General features: G+C 59.1%; 18 protein-coding genes. 15 read left to right on the top strand and 3 right to left on the bottom strand.

Annotation, left to right across the window (positions count from 1 at the left end):
- The first annotated feature begins 213 nt into the window (after positions 1 to 213).
- The 3 genes from topA to acnA all read left to right on the top strand — a co-directional run bounded on the left by topA (position 214) and on the right by acnA (position 7,226).
- Positions 214 to 2,811 (top strand): type I DNA topoisomerase, encoded by a 2,598-nt coding sequence (gene topA / locus ACJ8IM_RS00140; RefSeq protein ID WP_033647571.1) that lies wholly within the window; start codon positions 214 to 216, stop codon positions 2,809 to 2,811.
- Positions 2,812 to 3,171: 360 nt separating this feature from the next.
- On the top strand, positions 3,172 to 4,146 hold the full coding sequence (gene cysB / locus ACJ8IM_RS00135; RefSeq protein WP_033634747.1) for an HTH-type transcriptional regulator CysB: 975 nt from the start codon (positions 3,172 to 3,174) through the stop codon (positions 4,144 to 4,146).
- Between the two features lie 407 nt (positions 4,147 to 4,553).
- Positions 4,554 to 7,226 carry an aconitate hydratase AcnA gene (acnA, locus tag ACJ8IM_RS00130; RefSeq protein ID WP_101455574.1) on the top strand — a complete coding sequence of 891 codons (2,673 nt, stop codon included), beginning with the start codon at positions 4,554 to 4,556 and terminating at the stop codon, positions 7,224 to 7,226.
- 56 nt (positions 7,227 to 7,282) lie between these two features.
- Here the strand turns inward: acnA and ribA are convergent, their stop codons facing one another.
- Positions 7,283 to 7,876, bottom strand: a complete 594-nt coding sequence (gene ribA, locus ACJ8IM_RS00125) for a GTP cyclohydrolase II (RefSeq protein ID WP_019452695.1) — start codon at positions 7,874 to 7,876, stop codon at positions 7,283 to 7,285.
- A gap of 279 nt (positions 7,877 to 8,155) precedes the next feature.
- Between ribA and pgpB the strand changes: the two genes are divergently transcribed.
- Complete coding sequence (gene pgpB, locus ACJ8IM_RS00120) at positions 8,156 to 8,917, top strand: phosphatidylglycerophosphatase B (protein WP_033634735.1); 762 nt, start codon at positions 8,156 to 8,158, stop codon at positions 8,915 to 8,917.
- 22 nt (positions 8,918 to 8,939) lie between these two features.
- Here pgpB and ACJ8IM_RS00115 read toward each other — a convergent pair whose 3' ends face one another.
- Positions 8,940 to 9,734, bottom strand: a complete 795-nt coding sequence (locus ACJ8IM_RS00115) for a DeoR/GlpR family DNA-binding transcription regulator (protein ID WP_033647568.1) — start codon at positions 9,732 to 9,734, stop codon at positions 8,940 to 8,942.
- A 388-nt stretch (positions 9,735 to 10,122) separates the two neighbouring features.
- On the opposite strand from ACJ8IM_RS00115, the gene ACJ8IM_RS00110 reads away from it, so the two are divergent.
- From ACJ8IM_RS00110 to lapB, 11 genes are all read left to right on the top strand, one after another.
- Entirely contained in the window at positions 10,123 to 10,926 is an 804-nt protein-coding gene (locus ACJ8IM_RS00110) for a transketolase (RefSeq protein ID WP_033634732.1), read from the top strand.
- A gap of 2 nt (positions 10,927 to 10,928) precedes the next feature.
- Positions 10,929 to 11,834 carry a transketolase family protein gene (locus ACJ8IM_RS00105; protein WP_060418851.1) on the top strand — a complete coding sequence of 302 codons (906 nt, stop codon included), beginning with the start codon at positions 10,929 to 10,931 and terminating at the stop codon, positions 11,832 to 11,834.
- Between the two features lie 10 nt (positions 11,835 to 11,844).
- Positions 11,845 to 12,645 carry a GolD/DthD family dehydrogenase gene (locus tag ACJ8IM_RS00100; protein WP_101455573.1) on the top strand — a complete coding sequence of 267 codons (801 nt, stop codon included), beginning with the start codon at positions 11,845 to 11,847 and terminating at the stop codon, positions 12,643 to 12,645.
- 63 nt (positions 12,646 to 12,708) lie between these two features.
- Entirely contained in the window at positions 12,709 to 13,641 is a 933-nt protein-coding gene (locus tag ACJ8IM_RS00095) for a D-ribose ABC transporter substrate-binding protein (protein WP_043147551.1), read from the top strand.
- A gap of 64 nt (positions 13,642 to 13,705) precedes the next feature.
- Positions 13,706 to 14,323 (top strand): DUF2291 family protein, encoded by a 618-nt coding sequence (locus tag ACJ8IM_RS00090; RefSeq protein WP_043147550.1) that lies wholly within the window; start codon positions 13,706 to 13,708, stop codon positions 14,321 to 14,323.
- Positions 14,324 to 14,332: 9 nt separating this feature from the next.
- On the top strand, positions 14,333 to 15,832 hold the full coding sequence (locus ACJ8IM_RS00085; RefSeq protein ID WP_101455572.1) for a sugar ABC transporter ATP-binding protein: 1,500 nt from the start codon (positions 14,333 to 14,335) through the stop codon (positions 15,830 to 15,832).
- 10 nt (positions 15,833 to 15,842) lie between these two features.
- Entirely contained in the window at positions 15,843 to 16,907 is a 1,065-nt protein-coding gene (locus ACJ8IM_RS00080) for an ABC transporter permease (RefSeq protein ID WP_041035336.1), read from the top strand.
- Positions 16,900 to 18,423, top strand: a complete 1,524-nt coding sequence (locus ACJ8IM_RS00075) for an FGGY family carbohydrate kinase (RefSeq protein ID WP_230116449.1) — start codon at positions 16,900 to 16,902, stop codon at positions 18,421 to 18,423. The genes ACJ8IM_RS00080 and ACJ8IM_RS00075 overlap by 8 nt, the downstream gene beginning before the upstream one ends.
- Positions 18,420 to 19,217, top strand: coding sequence for an SDR family oxidoreductase (locus tag ACJ8IM_RS00070; protein WP_101455570.1), 798 nt, complete (start codon positions 18,420 to 18,422; stop codon positions 19,215 to 19,217). Before ACJ8IM_RS00075 ends, ACJ8IM_RS00070 begins: the two co-directional genes overlap by 4 nt.
- A 291-nt stretch (positions 19,218 to 19,508) precedes the next feature.
- The gene (locus tag ACJ8IM_RS00065; protein ID WP_004930650.1) at positions 19,509 to 19,811 is read left to right on the top strand and encodes a LapA family protein; all 303 of its coding nucleotides are present in this window, start codon (positions 19,509 to 19,511) and stop codon (positions 19,809 to 19,811) included.
- Between the two features lie 6 nt (positions 19,812 to 19,817).
- Positions 19,818 to 20,990 carry a lipopolysaccharide assembly protein LapB gene (gene lapB / locus ACJ8IM_RS00060; protein ID WP_101455569.1) on the top strand — a complete coding sequence of 391 codons (1,173 nt, stop codon included), beginning with the start codon at positions 19,818 to 19,820 and terminating at the stop codon, positions 20,988 to 20,990.
- Positions 20,991 to 21,048: 58 nt separating this feature from the next.
- On the opposite strand, the gene ACJ8IM_RS00055 is transcribed toward lapB, so the two are convergent.
- Positions 21,049 to 21,348: an Arc family DNA-binding protein gene (locus ACJ8IM_RS00055; RefSeq protein ID WP_033647556.1), complete on the bottom strand. Its 300-nt coding sequence runs from the start codon at positions 21,346 to 21,348 to the stop codon at positions 21,049 to 21,051.
- Between the last annotated feature and the right edge of the window lie 35 nt (positions 21,349 to 21,383).

The following is a 21,383-nucleotide window of genomic DNA, read 5'->3' as shown; positions in this document are numbered from 1 at the left end:
AATAAAACTCACACAGCCATACTTCTGGGGCATGGGTGAATAGCAGGCAGGATCAACAACTTGCGTTCAGGTTGAGCGGTTGGGCAACCAAAAGGAAAAAATCTGTTGATCTCTTGCCAGACTGCCGCAATATAAAAAAAGAGACACGAATGGCCGCGGCACGGCGAGATAAAAGACTTCTTTTTAGAAGAAATAAATTAGGTAAAGGTAAATATGGGTAAAGCTCTCGTAATAGTTGAGTCCCCGGCAAAAGCCAAAACTATTAATAAATATTTAGGAAGTGACTACGTGGTGAAGTCCAGCGTCGGTCATATCCGTGATTTGCCGACCAGTGGCTCAGCCAGCAAAAAGAGCGCTGACTCAACCGAAGACAAAGCCAAGAAAAAAGTTAAAAAAGATGAGAAGGCGGCGCTGGTAAATCGCATGGGCGTCGACCCTTATCACGGCTGGAAAGCGCATTATGAAATCCTGCCGGGTAAAGAAAAAGTGGTCGCCGAGTTAAAATCGCTGGCGGAAAACGCCGACCACATTTATCTCGCAACCGACCTTGACCGCGAAGGGGAAGCCATCGCCTGGCACCTGCGGGAAGTGATCGGTGGGGATGACAAACGCTTTAGCCGCGTGGTGTTTAACGAAATCACCAAAAACGCGATCCAGCAGGCGTTCAAACAGCCGGGCGAGCTGAACATTGACCGCGTCAACGCGCAGCAGGCGCGCCGGTTTATGGACCGCGTGGTGGGCTATATGGTCTCGCCGCTGCTGTGGAAGAAAATCGCCCGCGGCCTGTCCGCCGGCCGCGTGCAGTCGGTGGCGGTGCGCCTGGTGGTTGAGCGCGAGCGCGACATCAAGGCCTTCGTGCCGGAAGAGTACTGGGAGCTGCATGCCGATCTGCTGGCGAAGGGTGAAACCGCGCTGCAGATGGAAGTGACCCACGCGCACGACAAGCCGTTCAAACCGGTCAACCGCGAGCAGACTCACGCCGCGGTCAAGCTGCTGGAAAAAGCCCGCTACACGGTGCTGGATCGCGAAGACAAACCGACCAGCAGCAAACCGGGCGCGCCTTTCATTACCTCCACGCTGCAGCAGGCCGCCAGTACCCGCCTGAGCTTCGGCGTGAAAAAAACCATGATGATGGCGCAACGGCTGTATGAAGCCGGCCACATCACCTATATGCGTACCGATTCCACCAACCTGAGCCAGGATGCGCTCAACATGGTGCGTGGCTACATCGGCGACAACTTCGGCGACAAATACCTGCCGAAGGCGCCGAATCAGTACAGCAGCAAAGAGAATTCGCAGGAAGCGCACGAAGCGATCCGTCCTTCGGACGTGAACGTGCTCGCCGAGCAGTTGAAGGACATGGAAGCGGACGCGCAGAAGCTGTATCAGCTGATCTGGCGCCAGTTCGTTGCCTGCCAGATGACGCCGGCGCAATACGATTCCACCACGCTGACGGTGAAGGCCGGCGATTATCAGCTGCGCGCCAAGGGCCGTACGCTGCGCTTTGACGGCTGGACCAAGGTCATGCCGGCGCTGCGCAAGGGCGATGAAGATCGCACCCTGCCATACGTCGAAATCGGCAGCGAACTGGATCTGCAGAAACTGATCCCAAGCCAGCACTTCACCAAGCCGCCGGCGCGCTACAGCGAAGCCTCGCTGGTGAAAGAGCTGGAAAAACGCGGCATCGGCCGCCCGTCCACCTACGCCTCCATCATCTCGACCATTCAGGATCGCGGTTATGTGCGGGTGGAAAGCCGCCGCTTCTATGCCGAGAAAATGGGCGAGATCGTCACCGATCGCCTGGAAGAAAACTTCCGCGAGCTGATGAACTATGACTTCACCGCGCGCATGGAAGATGGCCTCGATGAGGTCGCCAACAACCAGGCCGAGTGGAAAGCGGTGCTGGACGAGTTCTTCGTCGACTTCAGCGAGCAGCTGGAAACGGCGGAGAAGGATCCGGAAGAAGGCGGCATGCGGCCTAACCAGATGGTGATGACCAGCATCGACTGCCCGACCTGCGGCCGCAAGATGGGCATCCGTACTGCCAGCACCGGCGTGTTCCTCGGCTGTTCCGGCTACGCGCTGCCGCCGAAGGAGCGCTGCAAAACCACCATCAACCTGGTGCCGGAAGCGGAAGTGCTCAACATCCTCGAAGGCGACGAGGCGGAAACCAACGCGCTGCGCGCCCGCCGCCGCTGCAAGAAATGCGGTACGGCGATGGACAGCTATCTGATCGACAACCAGCGCAAGCTGCACGTCTGCGGTAACAACCCGGCGTGCGACGGTTACGAGATCGAAGAGGGCGAGTTCCGTCTGAAAGGCTACGACGGCCCGGTGGTGGAGTGCGACAAGTGCGGCTCGGAAATGCACCTGAAAATGGGGCGTTTCGGCAAGTACATGGGCTGCACCAACGAGAACTGCAAAAACACCCGCAAGATCCTGCGTAACGGCGACGTCGCGCCGCCGAAGGAAGATCCGGTGCCGTTGCCGGAGCTACCGTGCGAGAAGTCCGACGCCTATTTCGTGCTGCGTGACGGCGCTGCCGGCGTGTTCCTGGCGGCCAACACCTTCCCTAAATCGCGCGAGACCCGCGCGCCGCTGGTGGAAGAGCTGGCTCGCTTCAAGGATCGCCTGCCGGAGAAGCTGCGCTATCTGGCCGATGCGCCGGTAGCGGACGCCGAAGGCAATAAAACGCTGGTGCGTTTCAGCCGCAAAACCAAACAGCAGTACGTCTCTTCTGAAAAAGACGGCAAGGCGACCGGTTGGTCCGCGTTCTACGTGGACGGCAAGTGGGTCGAAGGCAAGAAGTAAGGCCAATGTCCCGCCCGCAAGATGAAAAACCAGCCCTGGCGGCTGGTTTTTTATTGGTGAAAAGGGGGAAACGGATCTATCCTTTGCTGTTTTTACCCCTCCGTCACCGCCGTTTCACGTTGATACCAATGCAAAATAATCGTTATCATAGTGTGACGCGGATCTATACTTGAAGCTGCAACGTGGTATAGTGGTTATATAAAAATTTTTTTTATTATTAAAGCTTATTAACAACGGCGTTTTCTTCACCATCAGGGTAAAACACGGTGTTTATGGCTTGTGAGTTTCAGCATACCGGGGCGACACCGATATACCTGGCTGCGGGTAAGCCGCAGTGTTTAACCTAGGATGGTATAAGATATGAAATTGCAGCAGCTTCGTTACATTGTGGAAGTGGTTAACCACAACCTGAATGTCTCCTCGACGGCAGAAGGGCTCTATACCTCGCAACCCGGCATCAGTAAGCAGGTGCGCATGCTTGAAGATGAGCTGGGCATCCAGATCTTCGCCCGCAGCGGCAAACACCTGACCCAGGTCACCCCGGCCGGCCAGGAAATCATTCGCATCGCGCGTGAAGTGCTGTCCAAGGTGGATGCCATCAAAGCTGTCGCCGGTGAACATACTTACCCGGACAAAGGCTCGCTGTACGTCGCCACCACGCATACCCAGGCTCGCTACGCCTTGCCCAACGTCATCAAGGGCTTTATCGAGCGTTACCCGCGCGTCTCGCTGCACATGCACCAGGGCTCGCCGACGCAGATCGCCGAAGCGGTCTCCAAAGGCACCGCCGATTTCGCCATCGCCACCGAAGCGCTGCACCTGTACGACGATCTCATCATGCTGCCGTGCTACCACTGGAACCGCGCGGTGGTGGTGAAGCCCGATCATCCTTTGGCGGGCAAAAGCAGCATCAGCATTGAAGAGCTGGCGGCTTACCCGATCGTCACTTACACCTTCGGCTTTACCGGGCGTTCGGAGCTGGATACCGCTTTCAACCGCGCCGGCCTGACGCCGCGCATCGTCTTTACCGCCACCGACGCCGACGTGATCAAAACCTATGTGCGTCTGGGATTGGGGGTGGGGGTGATCGCCAGCATGGCGGTGGATCCGGTGCAGGATCCGGATCTGGTGACGGTGGATGCAAGTGATATCTTCACCTACAGCACCACTAAAATCGGCTTCCGCCGCAGCACCTTCCTGCGCAGCTACATGTACGACTTCATTCAGCGATTCGCGCCGCACCTGACGCGTGACGTGGTCGACAGCGCGGTGGCGCTACGTTCCAACGAAGAGATCGAGGCGATGTTCAAGGACATCAAGCTGCCGATTAAGTAATCGTTGACGATATCAAATCAAACCCGGAGAGGCGCCTGCCAAACCGGGTTTTTTTAGCCCGGAAATCCGCACCTTGCTTGTTGATCATCCTGAAAAGTCGCCGTCCTCCAGGAACACTCTCTATCAGGTATCTGACTTTCATATCCTTCGGGATGCGCTGCTAAGGCGTAGCTAACCCCCGCTAAAGCCGCGAGGTCTTCCTCGCCAAAGCGCCGCCTCGTTGCAGCGTTTTCGTTGGCGCGCAGCCTAACCCCTTGGCGGCGTTCGGACTTCCTTTGCGCTGATTGTTCCCACCTATCGTTGTGATCAAATCGTGTTGTTATCAAAACGTTAACTTATCTTTGTGGTATCTTTAAACAAGACCTCAGTGATTACCCTGTTTTATCACAATAAGAAATGGAGGAGCTATGTCGTCCGATCTTCGTGAAACAAGTATGGATAAGCTGGTTGCGCTGAATAGCGAATATTACTATTACAGTCTGCCGCTGGCGGCGAAGCAGCTGGGTGATATCGACCGGTTGCCGAAATCAATGAAAGTGCTGTTGGAGAACCTGCTGCGCCATGTGGATGGCGATACCGTGCAGGTTGACGACCTCAAGGCCATCGTCGCCTGGCTGCAAACCGGCCATGCCGACCGTGAGATAGCCTACCGCCCGGCGCGCGTGCTGATGCAGGATTTTACCGGCGTTCCGGCGGTGGTGGATCTGGCCGCGATGCGCGAAGCGGTGCTGCGGTTGGGGGGCAACGTCGATCAGGTGAACCCGCTGTCGCCGGTGGATCTGGTGATTGACCACTCGGTCACCGTCGATGAATTTGGCGATGACAACGCCTTTGAAGACAACGTGCGTATCGAAATGCAGCGCAACCACGAGCGCTACACCTTCCTGCGCTGGGGGCAGAAAGCCTTCAACCGCTTCCGCGTGGTGCCGCCGGGCACCGGCATCTGTCACCAGGTCAACCTTGAATACCTTGGCCAAACGGTCTGGCACAGCGACGAAAGCGGCCGCCGCGTGGCTTATCCCGATACGCTGGTGGGCACCGACTCCCACACCACCATGATCAACGGCCTCGGCATCCTCGGCTGGGGCGTCGGCGGCATCGAAGCGGAAGCGGCGATGCTGGGCCAGCCGGTGTCGATGTTGATCCCCGACGTGGTCGGCTTCAAGCTGACCGGCAAGCTGCGCGAGGGCATTACCGCCACTGACCTGGTGCTGACCGTCACCCAAATGCTGCGCAAGCATGGCGTTGTCGGCAAGTTCGTCGAGTTTTACGGTGATGGCCTGGCCGATCTGCCGCTGGCGGACCGGGCAACCATCGCCAACATGTCGCCGGAATTTGGCGCCACCTGCGGCTTCTTCCCGGTGGATGACGTTACGCTCGGCTATATGAAGCTCAGCGGCCGCAGCGCAGAACAAATCGCGCTGGTGGAAGCTTACGCCAAGGCGCAGGGCATGTGGCGCAACCCTGGTGATGAACCGGTCTTCACCAGCTCGCTGGCGCTGGACATGTCGACGGTGGAAGCCAGCCTCGCTGGGCCGAAACGCCCGCAGGATCGCGTTGCGCTGCCAAATGTGCCGCAGGCGTTCAAGGCCGCCACCGAGCTGGATATCGGCGGTCAAAAGGCCAAAGCCGACGGCAAAACCTTTACGCTGGACGGGCAACAGCACGAACTGCGCGACGGCGCGGTGGTGATCGCGGCGATCACCTCCTGCACCAACACCTCCAACCCGAGCGTGATGATGGCGGCCGGCCTGCTGGCGAAAAATGCCGTCAAGAAAGGGCTGCGCAGCAAGCCCTGGGTAAAAACCTCGCTGGCGCCGGGATCCAAAGTGGTGACCGACTACTTCGACAGCGCCAAACTTACCGCCTATCTGGAAGAGCTGGGGTTCAATCTGGTGGGCTATGGCTGTACCACCTGCATCGGTAACTCCGGCCCGCTGCCGGATCCGATCGAGCAGGCGATAAAAGAGGGCGATCTGACCGTGGGCGCGGTGCTGTCGGGCAACCGCAACTTCGAAGGGCGCATCCACCCGCTGGTGAAAACCAACTGGCTGGCCTCGCCGCCGCTGGTGGTGGCTTATGCGCTGGCGGGCAGCATGAAGATTGACCTGACCAAAGAGCCGCTGGGCGAGGGCAACGACGGTCAACCGGTCTATTTGAAGGACATCTGGCCGAGCAGCCAGGACATCGCTCAGGCGGTGGAAGAAGTGCGCACCGAGATGTTCCACAAGGAATATGGCGAAGTGTTCGACGGCGACGCTAACTGGCAGGCGATCCAGGTGACCGGCTCGGCGACCTATCAGTGGCAGGAGGATTCTACCTATATCCGCCATCCGCCGTTCTTCAGCACCATGAAAGTGACGCCGGATCCGGTGCAGGACATCAAAGACGCGCGCATTCTGGCGATTCTGGCCGACTCGGTGACCACCGACCACATCTCGCCGGCGGGCAACATCAAGCGCGACAGCCCGGCGGGGCGTTACCTGAGCGAGCACGGCGTGGCGCCGCAGGATTTCAACTCTTACGGCTCGCGCCGCGGCAACCACGAAGTGATGATGCGCGGCACCTTCGCCAATATCCGCATTCGCAACGAAATGGTACCGGGCGTGGAAGGGGGCTATACCCGCCATATCCCGTCGCAGCAGCAGCTGTCTATCTACGACGCCGCCATGCAGTATCAGCAGGAAAAGGTGCCGCTGGCGGTGATCGCCGGTAAAGAATACGGTTCCGGATCCAGCCGCGACTGGGCGGCGAAGGGGCCGCGCCTGCTGGGCGTGCGGGTGGTGATCGCCGAATCCTTCGAGCGCATTCACCGCTCCAACCTGATCGGCATGGGGATTTTGCCGCTGGAGTTCCCGCAAGGGGTGACGCGCAAAACCCTGGGGCTGACCGGGGATGAGCAGATCAGCGTCGGCGGCCTGCAGCTGCTGCAGCCGGGCCAGACGGTGCCGGTGCACATCACCTATGCCGACGGGCGCAAGGAAGTGATCGACACCCGTTGCCGCATCGATACCGGCAATGAGCTGACCTACTACGAAAACGACGGCATCCTGCATTATGTGATCAGGAAAATGCTGTAATTAAGTAATAAAAAGGGCGCCGCAAGGCGCCCTGATTGTTTCCGCCGCGGCGGCGATCACTTCTGGTCGAGCAAATGGCCCATTTTGGCGGCCTTGGTCGCCAGATAGTGTTCGTTCTTCGGGTTGCGGCCGACGATCAGCGGCACGCGCTCGCTGATGTTGATGCCGGCTTCGGTCAGGATCTCGACCTTTTTCGGGTTGTTGGTCAGCAAGCGCACCGCATCGACGCCCAGCAGTTTGAACATGTCGGCGCACAGGGTGAAGTCGCGCTCGTCGGCGGCGAAGCCGAGCTGGTGGTTGGCTTCCACGGTGTCTGCGCCCTTATCCTGCAGGGCATAGGCGCGGATCTTGTTCAACAGGCCGATATTGCGGCCCTCCTGGCGATGATAAAGCAGAATGCCGCGGCCTTCTTCGGCGATTTGCTCCAGCGCGGCTTCCAGCTGAAAACCGCAGTCGCAGCGCAGGCTGAACAGGGCATCGCCGGTAAGACATTCGGAATGCACGCGCGCGAGCACCGGCGCTTCGCCGGAAATATCACCGAATACCAGCGCCAGATGGTCATGCCCGGTCGCCAGTTCTTCGAATCCTACCATCAGGAAATCGCCCCAAGGTGTCGGCAGTTTAGCCTCTGCCACCCGTTTAAGCTGCATGTCACTCTCCACAAAAACCTACGATTCAATCATTGTCGCGCATCCTAAGTCCGGTTCGGTAAATTGACCAAGACTAAAACGTGCTGCGCCGATCTCTATTTCGTTAATTATCGGCTATTTTGCCACAACTTCTTGCCGGGCGGTGCTCAGCAAACCAGCAGATGGCGTTTTCCGGCTACCTATTATTGCGATAGGTTGCCTATCTGTTTAATTTTTCGCGTGTTATCAAGATTACACTCTTGTTACACTGCAGTCTGATTCACGCAGAGGAAAACGGGAATGTATGAGATAGCAAAACGCACGGCGGGCGGCGCGCTGCTGCTGCTGTTGATGCCGCTGGCGGTCTGGGTATCCGGCTGGCACTGGCAGCCCGGCGGCAATGATCGGCTGCTGAAAGCGCTGTACTGGGTGACCGAAACCGTGACCTCGCCGTGGGGCATTTTGACCAGCGCTATCCTTTGCGGTTGGTTTTTGTGGTGTCTGCGCTTTCGGCTCAAGGCGGCCATCGGTCTGGCGATCCTGCTTTCCGCCGCGTTGGTGATTGGGCAGGGGATCAAGTCGCTGATCAAGGATCGGGTGCAAGAACCGCGGCCGTTTGTGGTATGGCTGGAGCAAAACCACGGCGTGGACGGCAAATACTTCTATTCGCTGCATCGCAAAGAGCGCAGCGCGCTGGTGCGCGAGCAATTGCAGGATCAGACCCTGGTGCCGAACTGGCTGCGCAAGCACTGGCAGTTTGAAACCGGTTTCGCTTTCCCGTCGGGGCATACGATGTTCGCTGCCACCTGGGCGCTGTTGGGCGTAGGGCTGCTGTGGCCGCGCCGCCATTATAAAACCGTCGCGCTGCTGATGGTGTGGGCAACGGGGGTGATGGGCAGCCGTTTGCTGCTGGGCATGCACTGGCCACGCGATCTGGTGATGGCCACGCTGATCAGTTGGCTGTTGGTGGTGGTCACCTGCTGGCTGGCGCAGCGCTGGTTTGGCCCGCTGACGCCGCCGCCGCAAGAGCAGCAGGAAATCGCGGCGCGCAAGCCGGAATAAGCATTCTTCTCGCAGGCGCCCGTCAGGCGCCTGCCACCAACACCTTTACTCCCACCTTCTCAAAGGCCTGTATGGCGGTATTGCTGATACCGTCGTCGGTGATCAAATAGTCGATATGCTGCCAGTCACAGGGCAATGCGAACATCGACACCTTATCGATTTTGCTGGAGTCGGCAACCACATACACCGTGTTGGCTGCGTTGATCATCGCCGTTTTCAGTTTGATGTCGGTTTCGCTTGGGAAACTGAGGCCGTGGCGGGGTGAGATGCAGGCCGTTGCGAGGAACAGTTTCTGGGCCAGCACGTTCTCGAAGAAGCCGGCGGCTTTGTCCCCCGAAGTGGAAAGCGTCGGAAATTTGAACGAGCCGCCGGTCAGCAAAATGTTCACGCCCGGTTCGCCGCCCAGCTGCAGCGCGATATTGACGCCGGTGGTGATAACGGACAGTTTCTTGATGTGGCTCAGGTGATTGGCGATAGCCGTGGTGGTGGTACCCGAATCAAGAATGATGGTGTCGCCCGGTTCGATAAAACCGGCGGCGAGCTTGCCGATGCGATCCTTGGCGGTCAGGTTGACCTGGCGTTCCAACAGCATGGCATGGGTGTTTTGCTTGCCATCGACCAGGGTTGCGCCGCCGTGGAAACGCTGCACATAACCTTGTTGCTGCAGGACCCGCAGGTCGGTGCGAATGGTCGCTTCGGTCAGCTTGAAGGTATCGGTCAGCATTTTGACCGTCGCCGAGCCGTCTTCGCGGATCATGTCGAGGATCTTTTCGCGCCGTTGCTGCATTTCCGCCAGCTGTTCGCTTTTGCTTTTCAATCGAAAGACTCCTGCACCTGTCAGTTCCCGCCGGGCGGTTTGCCACGGCAACTCCTTATTGATGCGCTGAATTTTAGCTCGCGATTATTGATAAAGCTATGGATAAACCCGGTCAACCCATATTGATTTTTATTCGAAAGTCTATGGCATCAGTGAAAGTCACCGGGTAAAACGAATTTTAAGTTGTTTGAATACTCGCATTTCATTGTTATTCATTGCTTTTTGTGAATTGTGATTCCGCCTGTTGCGTGCTTTTGCTTGAAATTTGATCTTGCCCACATTAATTATCGTTTTTGCTGCATATGATTTCCATTCGAAAGTCAATGACGGGTTAGAGGATCGTTTTAGAGGCGATAACGATAATCAATGTGCTCAAGCAGAGGTGACGATGGACTTCCAGGCGATTAAAAACACGGCGCGCCAGGCGCGCCGATATGTGGTGACCATGAACCATAAGGCAGGCAAGGGCCATACCGGCGCCGATCTGTCGGAAATCGACATCATCTGCACCTTGTATATGGCGGTGATGGATCGCGGCAATGCCCGGCCCGATCAGGATCGGTTCATTTTGTCTAAAGGGCACGGCGCCGGCGGTTTTTACTGCAGCTGCGCGGCGATGGGCCTGCTCGATCCGGCGGTGCTCGATCAGTTCATGGGCGACGACACCTTACTGGCCGGGCATCCGGTGCGGCAGAAGCTGCCGGAGCTGGTGGAGATCAACTCCGGCGGTTTGGGGCATGGCCTGCCGATCGCCGTGGGGCTGGCGCTGGGCAACAAACTGGCCGGGCGCGCACATCGCCGCGCTTTCGTGCTGCTGGGCGACGGCGAGCTGGCGGAGGGATCCAACTGGGAGGCGGCGATGGCGGCCAGCAAATTCAAGCTGGATAACCTGATTGCCATCGTCGATCGCAACCGGCTGCAGCTGGCGGGCAAGACAGAGGCCATCATGCCGCTGGAACCGCTGGCGGAAAAATGGCGCGCTTTCGGTTTCGAAACCCTGGAATGCGACGGGCACGATCCGGCGGCGCTGGTGGCGGCGATCCAACGCCCGAGCCAGGACAAGCCGCGGGTGATTTTGGCCAATACCGAAAAGGGGCACGGCGTGTCGTTTATGGCTAACGTTGCCGCCTGGCATCACGCGGTACCGGACGAACAACAGCTGGCGCAGGCGCTGGCGGAACTGGAGGGGTGAACATGCAGGATTTACGCGATGCCGTGGTGACGGCGTTGATCGAAGAGCAGCTGGCGGGGGCAGATCTGAGCGTGATGGTGGCGGACTCCACGTCCACGTCGAAAATCGCGCCCTTTGAGCAGGCTTATCCGGAGCGTGTGGTGAACGTCGGCATCGCCGAACAAAATATGGTGGGCATGGCCGCCGGCATGGCGCTCAGCGGCCGCACGGTCTTTACCGCCAACGCCGCGCCTTTCCTGTTCGCCCGTTCTAACGAGCAGATGAAAAACGATGTTTGCTACACGGAAACCAACGTGAAAATGCTCGGCCTGAATGCCGGATTCGGCTATGGGCCGCTGGGGGCGACGCACCACTGCATGAACGATATCGCCATCGCTCGCACGCTGGGTAATCTCAGCGTCTATGCGCCGGCGGATGCGCGACAAGCGGCAGAGATTGTCCGTTATGTCATCGCGCAACCCGGCCCGGCCTATATCCGTATGGACAGCGACAAGCTGCCGGTGCTGAACGCGAGCTATCACTTCCGCCCCGGAGAGCCGGAGGTACTGCATCAAGGCTCTGACAGCCTGGTGTTTTGCCTGGGGACGGTGGCGCATGAGGCGATGAAGGTGCTGGAATTGGGCGATAACCCGACCATCGTCTCGCTGCCTTCGCTCTGGCCACTCAATGAGGCGGCGGTAGTGGCGTTGATACGTTCGCACCGCCGGGTGCTGACCATGGAGGAGCACGCCCTCAGCGGTGGCCTGGGCACCATCATCGGTGAGCTGTTGCTGCGGCATCAGCTGCCGCGGCCGTTTACCGCGCTGGGCGTGCCGGCTTATGAATTTACCCACAGCAGCAGCCGGGCGGCGCTGCGGCGGCAATACGCCATCGACGCCGCAGGGTTGCATGCTCAGTTAACGCCATAGGGGGAATGCGATGGAGCGGAACGAATACGACGTTAATTTACGCTACGGTGTCGATAGCCGGATGTCGCTGGCAGGGAAAGTGGCGGTGATCACCGGCGGTCTGGGCGGCATCGCGATGGCTGCCAATCGCCTGCTGCTGGAAAAGGGCGCGCGCCTGGTATTGATGTATCCGGCCTTTGAACAGGACAAGGCCGCGGCGGCGCTGCGGGAGTTGGGGGAAGAACAGGTGTTCTGCCAGGTGTGCGACGTGACCGATTCCGACTCGGTGGCTGCCGCCTTCAATGCGGCTCAGCGGCGCTTTGGCCCGCTCGATATCCTGGTCAACTGCGCCGGCTACGTCAATCTGCAACCGGCGACGGAAGTGACGCTCGAGGAGTGGCAGCGCCACTTGGCGGTCAACCTCACCGGGCCTTTTTTGTGCTCGCAGGAACTGGCGCGCCGTGCGATAGCCGCCGGCCACGGCGGGAAAATCATCAACATCGCGTCGCAGGCGGCCTCCATCGCCATTGACGATCACTGCGCTTACACCGCCGCCAAGGCGGGGCTGCTGGGCATGACCAAGGTGATGGCCAAAGAATGGGCGCCGCACGGCATCACCGTCAACACGTTATCGCCCACCGTGGTGCTGACGCCTATGGGAGAGAAAGCCTGGCGCGGCGAGAAGGGCGAGGCGATGAAAAAGCTGATCCCGCTGGGGCGTTTTGCTTATACCGACGAAATTGCGGCGGCGATCCTGTTTTTTGCCAGCAACGGCAGCGACATGATCACCGGCGCGGACCTGATGATCGACGGCGGTTTTACCATTTGGTAAGCGGCAACCGCAGCGATCGCCAACACCAGACGATGTTCAACACAACGATAAGAGAACACCATCATGAGAAAAATAGCCACTTACCTTACCCTGCTCACCGGTTTTGCCTGCACCTCTGCCATGGCGGCGGAAAAGGGCACGATCGCCATTCTCGTCAATTCGCTGGATAACCCTTATTACTCCGCGGAAGCCAAGGGGGCCGAGAGCAAGGCCAAGTCGCTCGGTTACCAGACGTTGGTGCTATCGCACGGCGAAGACGTTAAGCGCCAGGGGGAGCTGATCAGCCTGGTTATCGGCCGCAAAGTACAGGGCATCATTTTGGATAACGCCGATTCCCAGGCCAGCGTCGCCGCCGTGCAGCAGGCGAAAAACGCCGGTATTCCGGTGGTACTGATCAACCGCGAGATCCCGGTCGATGGCGTAGCGTTGGCGCAGATCACCCATAACAACTTCCAGGCCGGCTCGGACGTCGCCAACCAGTTTGTAGAAAAAATGGGAGAAACCGGCAAATACGCCGAGCTGACCTGCAACCTGGCGGACAATAACTGCGTCACGCGCTCGCAGTCGTTCCACAACGTGATCGACCAATATCCTGAGATGGTCAGCGTGGCGCGTCAGGATGCCAAGGGCAATCTGCTGGAAGGGAAACGCATCATGGACAGCATTCTGCAGGCGCATCCGGACATCAAAGGCGTGATCTGCGGCAACGGCCCGGTGGCGCTGGGCGCAGTGGCGGCGCTGAAGGCCGCCGGCCGGCAGGATGTCACCGTGGTGGGCATCGACGGCAGCAACGATGAACGCGACGCCATTCTCAACGGCAGCCTCTATGCCAGCGTGATGTTGCAGGCGCAGGCGATCGCCGCGCAGGGCGTTGAAATCCTCGACGGCTATTTCCAATCCGGCAGCTATACCGGCAAGGAGCGCGTGATGTTCCGCGGCATCCTGATCGGCAAAGACAATGCGCAACGAGTCAGTGACTTCAACTTCAAACCGTAATCCGCGCTGAGCGGCGTCTTTCACCACCCCGTCCCGGCGGCGGGGTGCGATCGGAGGTGTTGTTATGTCGATGCGCATTGCGCTGGCCGTCACCGTCGTCCTGGCGTTGAGCGGTTGCCGTATCGTTTCGGAGAAAAAGCTGGCGGAGCTTCGCTCCCCGGTGAATCCGCATGTGGCGCAGGCGGCGGAAATTTACCGCAGCCAAATCGCTCCGCAAGCGGTCAAAACGGCGCAGCCGCTGGGCGAGCTGCTCGCCCGGATCGCCCAGGCCAAGGATTTTGACAGCGCCTGCGATCTGCTGGGGTACCGCGCTCAACCGGAGTTCCCTTGTTATTTCAACGTTAAGGTCAGCGGTGAAGTCGTGGCGGTCAACACCCGTTCGCGCAGCGGAAAATTAACGCTCAAGCTGACCGATGCACCGCTCAGCAGCGTGGAGGTGCAGATCGGGCCGGTTTATCGCGGTACGGCGTTGCGCGACAGCTATCGCGGGCTGAGCTACGGCGATTTCAATGACCAAGCGCTGTTCGGCGATTTTGCCAGGGCGATTAATCAGGCTTCGATCGACGAACTGGCCGGATCCCCGCCCAAGGTGGGTGACCACATTACCGTGTACGGCGTATTCAGCAGCTGGCAGGCGCCTGCCGAGCCGCTGTTGATCACGCCGGTACGCATTCAACCTTAAGGGGGCGTGATGAGCGATCCGATCATTATTCAAACGCGCAACGTTTCGCGTCTCTATCCTGGCGTCACCGCGTTGGATAGCGTGAGTTATCAAGTGTTTCGCAATCAGGTCAACGTGCTGATCGGCGAAAACGGCGCCGGCAAGTCGACCATGATGAAGCTGCTGGCGGGGGTGGAAACCCCGACCTCCGGCACCATCGAGCTGGAGGGTAAAGCGGTGACGCTAACTTCCACGCAGCAGGCGGAGCGGCTCGGGATCAGCATTATTTTCCAGGAGCTGAACCTGTTCCCCAACCTGTCGGTGATGGACAACATTTTTATGGCCAACGAGTTCTTCCAGCGTGGCCGCATCAATGTGGACTATCAATATCAGCTGGCCAAATCCTTGCTGCAGCGGCTGGAGTTGGACATCGACCCGCATACGCCGTTGGGCAGTCTCGGCATCGGACATCAGCAGCTGGTGGAAATTGCTCGCGCCTTGGCGAAGGACACCCGGGTGCTGATCATGGATGAGCCGACGTCGGCGCTGAGCCAGGCTGAAGTGCGCACGCTGTTTCGGGTGATCGCCGATCTGAAAAAACGCGGCGTCACCATCATCTACATTTCTCACCGTCTGGAAGAGCTGATGGAGATTGGCGATCGCATCACGGTGTTTCGCGATGGGCGTTTTGTTGCCGCCGAGCCGGTCTGCAACGTCAGCATCCCGTGGATCATCGAAAAGATGGTCGGGGAAAAGAGCAAGCACTTTGATTATTGCGCGGCAGAGCAAGGGGATGAAGTGCTGAAGGTTGAGCAGTTGACGCTGCCGCGTGAAAACGGCGGCTATTGCCTTAACGACGTCAGTTTTTCACTGCGCAAAGGGGAAGTGATCGGCATTTATGGCCTGTTGGGCGCCGGCCGCACCGAACTGTTCAAGGTGATCAACGGCGTGATGCGCCAGACGGCAGGCCGCATTCTGCTCAACGGCAAAAGCGTGGAGCGGTTGGGGTTTCGTCAGCGCATGGCGTTGGGCATGGCGCTGGTGCCGGAAGACAGGCAGGCGGAGGGCTTGGTGCAGATGATGTCGATCAAGGCCAACATGACCCTGGCCAGCCTGGGGCGCAACGCGCTGCGGCCGTTGGCGTCGGCCGGGGAGTGTGCGTTGGTCGACGGCATGATCGAAAAACTGGCGATCAAGGTGAGTGACCGGGAGCTGCCAATCACCAGCCTGAGCGGCGGCAATCAGCAGAAAGTGGTGTTGGGCAAGGCGCTGCTGACCGGGCCGCTGGTGGTGTTTCTCGATGAGCCGACGCGCGGAATCGACGTCGGCGCCAAAACGGACGTTTATCACCTGATTGGCGCGATGGCACGCCAGGGGCTGGCGGTGATGTTCTCTTCGTCGGAGCTGGATGAGGTGGTCTCACTGGCCGACCGGGTGATGGTGATGGCGGACGGGAAACTGACGGCCGATCTGCCGCGCGAACGGGCCGACCGCGAAACGCTGATCCGCGCCTCAACCCCACACGCATAAGGATAAGGCAATGCAAACCAAGTATCGGTTGTATATGTATTTGCTGCAGGCGCGCACTTTCATCGCCCTGTTGCTGGTGGTGCTGTTCTTCAGCGGCATGGTGCCGAATTTTCTGACCGTCTCCAATCTGCTGATTATGACGCAGCACGTGGCGATTACCGGGCTGCTGGCGGTTGGCATGACGCTGGTGATCCTCACCGGCGGCATCGATTTGTCGGTCGGCGCGGTGGCGGGCCTGTGCGGGATGATCGCCGGTGCGCTGTTGACCGTCGGCATCCCGCTGTGGGATGGCAACCGGCTGTTTCTCAACGTCTTTGAAGTGATCGGCGCGGTGGCGCTGTTGGGCGTGTTGTTGGGTTTGATCAACGGCACGCTGATCACGCGGCTCGGCGTTGCGCCGTTCATCTGCACCCTGGGCGCAATGTACGTGGCGCGCGGAGCGGCGTTGTTGACGGCGGACGGCAAAACCTATCCCAATCTGGTGGGCATGGAAGCGCTGGGCAACACCGGTTTCGCGGCCCTGGGATCCGGCACCTTTCTCGGTATTTACAACCCGATTTGGCTGATGTTGGCCATCGTGTTGTTGGGGATCTATCTCACCAAGAAAACGCCGCTGGGCCGTTATATCTATGCGATTGGCGGCAATGAGCCGGCGGCGCGGCTGTCGGGGGTGCCGATCGTCAAAGTGAAAATGTTCGTCTATGCCTTCTCCGGGCTGTGTGCGGCGCTGGTGGGGCTGGTCATCGCTTCTCAGTTGCAAACCGCGCACCCGATGACCGGCAATATGTTCGAGATGGACGCCATCGGCGCGACGGTGCTGGGCGGTACGGCGCTCAGCGGTGGCCGCGGCAGGGTATTCGGTTCGATCATCGGCGCCTTTGTGATCGTTTTTCTGGCGGACGGTCTGGTGATGATGGGCGTCAGCGAGTTCTGGCAAATGGTGATTAAAGGGCTGGTGATCGTTACCGCCGTGGTGATTGACCAGTTCCAGCAGCGTTTGCAGAGCAAGGTCATTTTGATGCAGCGGCAGGATAAAAAAGCGGTGCAGCCGCTGGCTGAGGTGAGCCATGGTTAAAGCGGATTGCATTGTCGCGTTGGACGAAGGCACCAGCAACGCCAAGGCCGTGGTAGTGGATGCGCAGGGGGCGATCGTCGCCAGAGCCAGCAGGCCGTTGACGCTGCAGACGCCGCAGCCCGGTTGGGTGGAACAGCGGGGCGAGGCCTTGCTGGCAGCCTCTCTGGCGGTGCTGCGGGAAGCGATTGCGTTGGCCGGCGCATCCCGTATTGCCGGTATCGCCATCAGCAACCAGCGTGAAACCGCCATCGGTTGGCGGCGTTCCGACGGCCAGCCGATCGGTCCGGCCCTAACCTGGCAATGCGCGCGCGCCGCCGATTTCTGTGAACGGCTGCGGCACGATCGGCAGGCCGAAGTGGTGCGTCGCGCCACCGGCCTGCCGCTTTCACCCCTGTTCTCGGCGGCGAAAATGCGCTGGTTGCTCGATCGCTGCGAAGGGGGGCAACGGATGGCGGAGAACGGAGAAATCTGCCTTGGCACCATCGATGCCTGGCTGCTGTGGCAGTTGAGCGGAGGACAGGCATTCGGCTGCGATACCTCCAATGCCGCTCGCACCCAGCTGTTGAACCTTGCCTCCGGCGATTGGGACGAGCGGATGCTGGCGCTCTTCAACATTCCCCGCCAGGCGCTGCCGACGATCTCCCCCTCCAGCCATGTGTTCGGCGCGACGTTGGGATTGGAAGGCATTGCCGACGGCATTCCGATTGGCGCGATGGTCGGTGATTCGCATGCGGCGCTGTACGGCCATGCGCTCGGCCAGGCGGGGCAGGTTAAGGCCACCTATGGCACCGGTTCATCGGTGATGGCGCCGATCGCCGAAGCGCAATGCGACACGAGCGCTCTGGCAACGACCGTCGCCTGGCACGATGGCGAGCGTATGCAGTATGCGCTGGAGGGCAATATTCCCCACACCGGCGACGCCATTGCCTGGATGCTGGATATCACCGCCATGCCGGCGGGGGGCGAGAGGCCGTTAAGTGAACTGCCTGTTTGCGTGGCCGACAGCGGTGGCGTCTATTTTGTGCCGGCACTGACCGGGGTCGGCGCACCCTGGTGGGATGAGCAGGCGCGCGGCGTGATCTGCGGCCTCAGCCGCGGCACGCGGCGGGAACATTTGGTGCGGGCCGCTTTTGAGTCGGTGGCTTATCAAATCGCCGATGTGATCGGCGTATTGCGGCAACAGCCGGGTTTTGCATTGCAGGGGTTAATGGCCGATGGCGGCCCCAGCCGCAATGACTGGCTGATGCAGTTTCAGGCCGATCTGCTGGGTTGCCCGGTGTGGCGCAGCAACACGGCGGAACTCTCGGCGCTGGGGGCGGCGCTGATGGCGATGCGCAGCCTGTGGGGGACTACCGATCGGCAACTGGCGGCATTGTTGCCCCAACATGATGAATTTAAACCCGATATGCAGCGCCACCGGCAGCTGCAGGAAAACTACAGCGCCTGGCGGCAGGCGGTGCAACGCACCTTGTGGCGGCCGCAGGCGAGCTCATTGATGACAGGAGAACAACCATGAATCGTGATTTCACGGGGAAAACCGTGGTGATTACCGGCGCATGCCGCGGCATTGGGGCCGGCATCGCCGAGCGCTTCGCCCGTTTGGGCGCCAATCTGGTGATTGCATCGAATGCGGAACGCATTCTGACCACGGCGGAAACGCTGCGCCAGCGTTATGGTGTGGAGATTCTGCCGGTGATCCTCGACGTCACCGATGAGGCGCAGGTGGTTGATTTTTATCGTCAGGCTTGGGAGCAATTCGGCGCGATCGACGTTTCCATTCAAAACGCCGGGGTGATCACTATCGATCGTTTTGACCAGATGCCCAAAAGCGATTTTGAGAAAGTGTTGGCGGTAAATACCACTGCGGTGTGGCTCTGCTGCCGGGAAGCGGCTAGATATATGGTCGGCCAGCGCAAGGGGCGGCTGATCAACACCTCTTCCGGTCAGGGGCGTAACGGATTCATTTACACACCGCATTACGCCGCCAGCAAAATGGGCGTGATCGGCATTACGCAAAGTTTAGCGCTCGAGCTGGCACCGCATGGCATTACCGTCAATGCATTCTGCCCCGGCATCATTGAAAGCGAGATGTGGGAATATAACGACCGCGTTTGGGGCGAAATTCTCAGCGGGCCGGAAAAAACCTACGGCAAAGGGGAGTTGATGGCCGAGTGGGTGGCGGGCATTCCGCTCAGGCGCGCCGGTCAGCCCGAGGACGTGGCGGGTCTCGTGGCCTTTCTTGCCTCGGACGATGCCGACTACATCACCGGCCAAACCATCAATGTGGACGGCGGGTTAATTATGTCATGACGTGACTGTGTCACAAAAACGCGGCGTCGGAACGGCGCCGCATTAACCGCTTACATTTTCCCGCCATTGCAATCCGCGCCGTCGCCCCCATATCCTTATAAATTCGACGTTTTGAGAAGCTTTCTCATCAATTTGTTCGCTAAGGCCGTTTACTGCCGAATATGCCAGCAGATATGTGGTTTTATCGTGCCGCAGGGTTTCCCTGCCGCAGTGGGAAATGCTAACTTAAGGGTTAGGGACGCCACGTTTTGGCATCGTTCATCCGATTCACTCGGCATCGCGGGAAAGAATGTGAAATATTTGCTGATTTTTTTGTTGGTTCTGGTGATCTTCGTGATTTCTGTCACCTTGGGTGCGCATAACGATCAGGTGGTCAATTTCAACTATCTGGTTGCGCAGGGTGACTATCGCGTATCGACCCTGTTGGCCACGCTGTTTGGCGCCGGTTTTGTTCTCGGCTGGATCATTTGCGGCCTGTTTTACCTGCGCACGCGCATTGCGTTGGGCCGCGCCGAGCGCAAGATCAAAAGGCTGGAGCTGCAGCTTGAGCAGCCCGCTGAACCGGCGGCTCAGCCCGTTGTCAGCAAGGAATAATCCTCTATGTTAGAACTGCTGTTTCTGTTGCTGCCCGTGGCTGCCGCGTACGGTTGGTACATGGGGCGCAGAAGCGCTCAGCAGGATAAACAGCAAGAAGCCAACCGCCTGTCGCGTGAATACGTGGCAGGGGTGAACTTTCTGCTTTCCAACCAGCAGGACAAGGCGGTCGATCTGTTCCTCGACATGTTGAAAGAGGACAGCAACACCGTTGAAGCCCACCTGACGCTGGGTAACCTGTTCCGTTCGCGCGGCGAAGTCGACCGCGCCATCCGCATCCACCAGGCCTTGATGGAAAGCGCCTCCCTGACCTTTGAACAGCGTCTGCTGGCGGTACAGCAGCTGGGCCGCGACTATATGGCGGCCGGGCTGTACGATCGCGCGGAAGACATGTTCAGCCAGTTGACTGACGAAGCGGATTTTCGCGTATCGGCGCTGCAGCAACTGCTGGTGATCCATCAGGCCACCAGCGATTGGCAAAAAGCGATCGACGTGGCGGAAAAGCTGGTCAAGCTGGGTAAAGAGAAACAGCGCGTTGAGATCGCGCACTTCTATTGTGAACTGGCGCTGCAGGCGATGGGCAGCGACGATCTCGATCGGGCGATGAGCCTGCTCAAACGTGCGGACGCAGCCGATAAACAGTGTGCGCGCGTATCCATCATGTTCGGGCGCATCTACATGGCGCAAAACGACTACGTCAAAGCGGCAGAGTCGCTGCAACGCGTGCTGAGCCAGGATAAAGAGTTGGTCAGTGAAACGCTGCCGATGCTGCAGGAATGCTACACGCATCTGCCGGAACAACAGCACAGCTGGGTTGAATTCCTGAAACGCTGCGTGGAAGAGAACACCGGCGCCACCGCCGATCTGATGCTGGCCGAGATCATCGAACAGCACGAAGGGCGCGACGTGGTGCAGGTCTATATCAACCGCCAGCTGCAGCGCCATCCGACCATGCGCGTGTTTTACCGGTTGATGGATTATCACCTGGCGGACGCCGAAGACGGCCGGGCGAAAGAGAGCCTGCTGCTGTTGCGCGATATGGTCGGCGAGCAAATTCGTACCAAGCCGCGTTACCGCTGCCACAAATGCGGCTTCACTGCGCACTCGCTCTATTGGCATTGCCCGTCGTGCCGAGCCTGGTCATCGGTCAAACCGATCCGCGGTCTGGACGGGCAATAAGGCGGCGGCGGGGCAAAACAAAACGGGGCGATTATCGCCCCGTTTTTTCGTTTGCCGCTTACTTTTTCTTGCCGCCTTTGGCGCCGGTTTTCAACAGCTGGCGCAGTTTCTTCAGTTCTTTCTGGCTCAGTGGCTGTTCAACCTCTTCTTCGGTGCTTTGATTGTCGATCTCGCCGTGGTGCAGCTCATCCGCCTTTTTGGCCGGCTTTTCTGCCTTGGCGGGGGGCGCGTTGAAGCTGTTTTCCAGGCGCTGGCATACTTCCACGCTCAACGAAAATTCGTTTTCAGCGGCGGCGGCGCGGATTTTTTCCTTCAGTTCCAGAGGAATTTTGATGGTAAGTGTCGATATCTCGCTCATTTTGAAAGCCTTTCTGCAGGAAGATGCCTTCAAGC

Source organism: Serratia sp. CY33525 (genome assembly GCF_052169115.1).
In the GTDB taxonomy this organism is placed as follows: domain Bacteria; phylum Pseudomonadota; class Gammaproteobacteria; order Enterobacterales; family Enterobacteriaceae; genus Serratia; species Serratia sarumanii.
The sequence above is the reverse complement of the archived record's forward strand: the minus strand, read 5'-3'. Positions and strand labels throughout refer to the sequence as shown.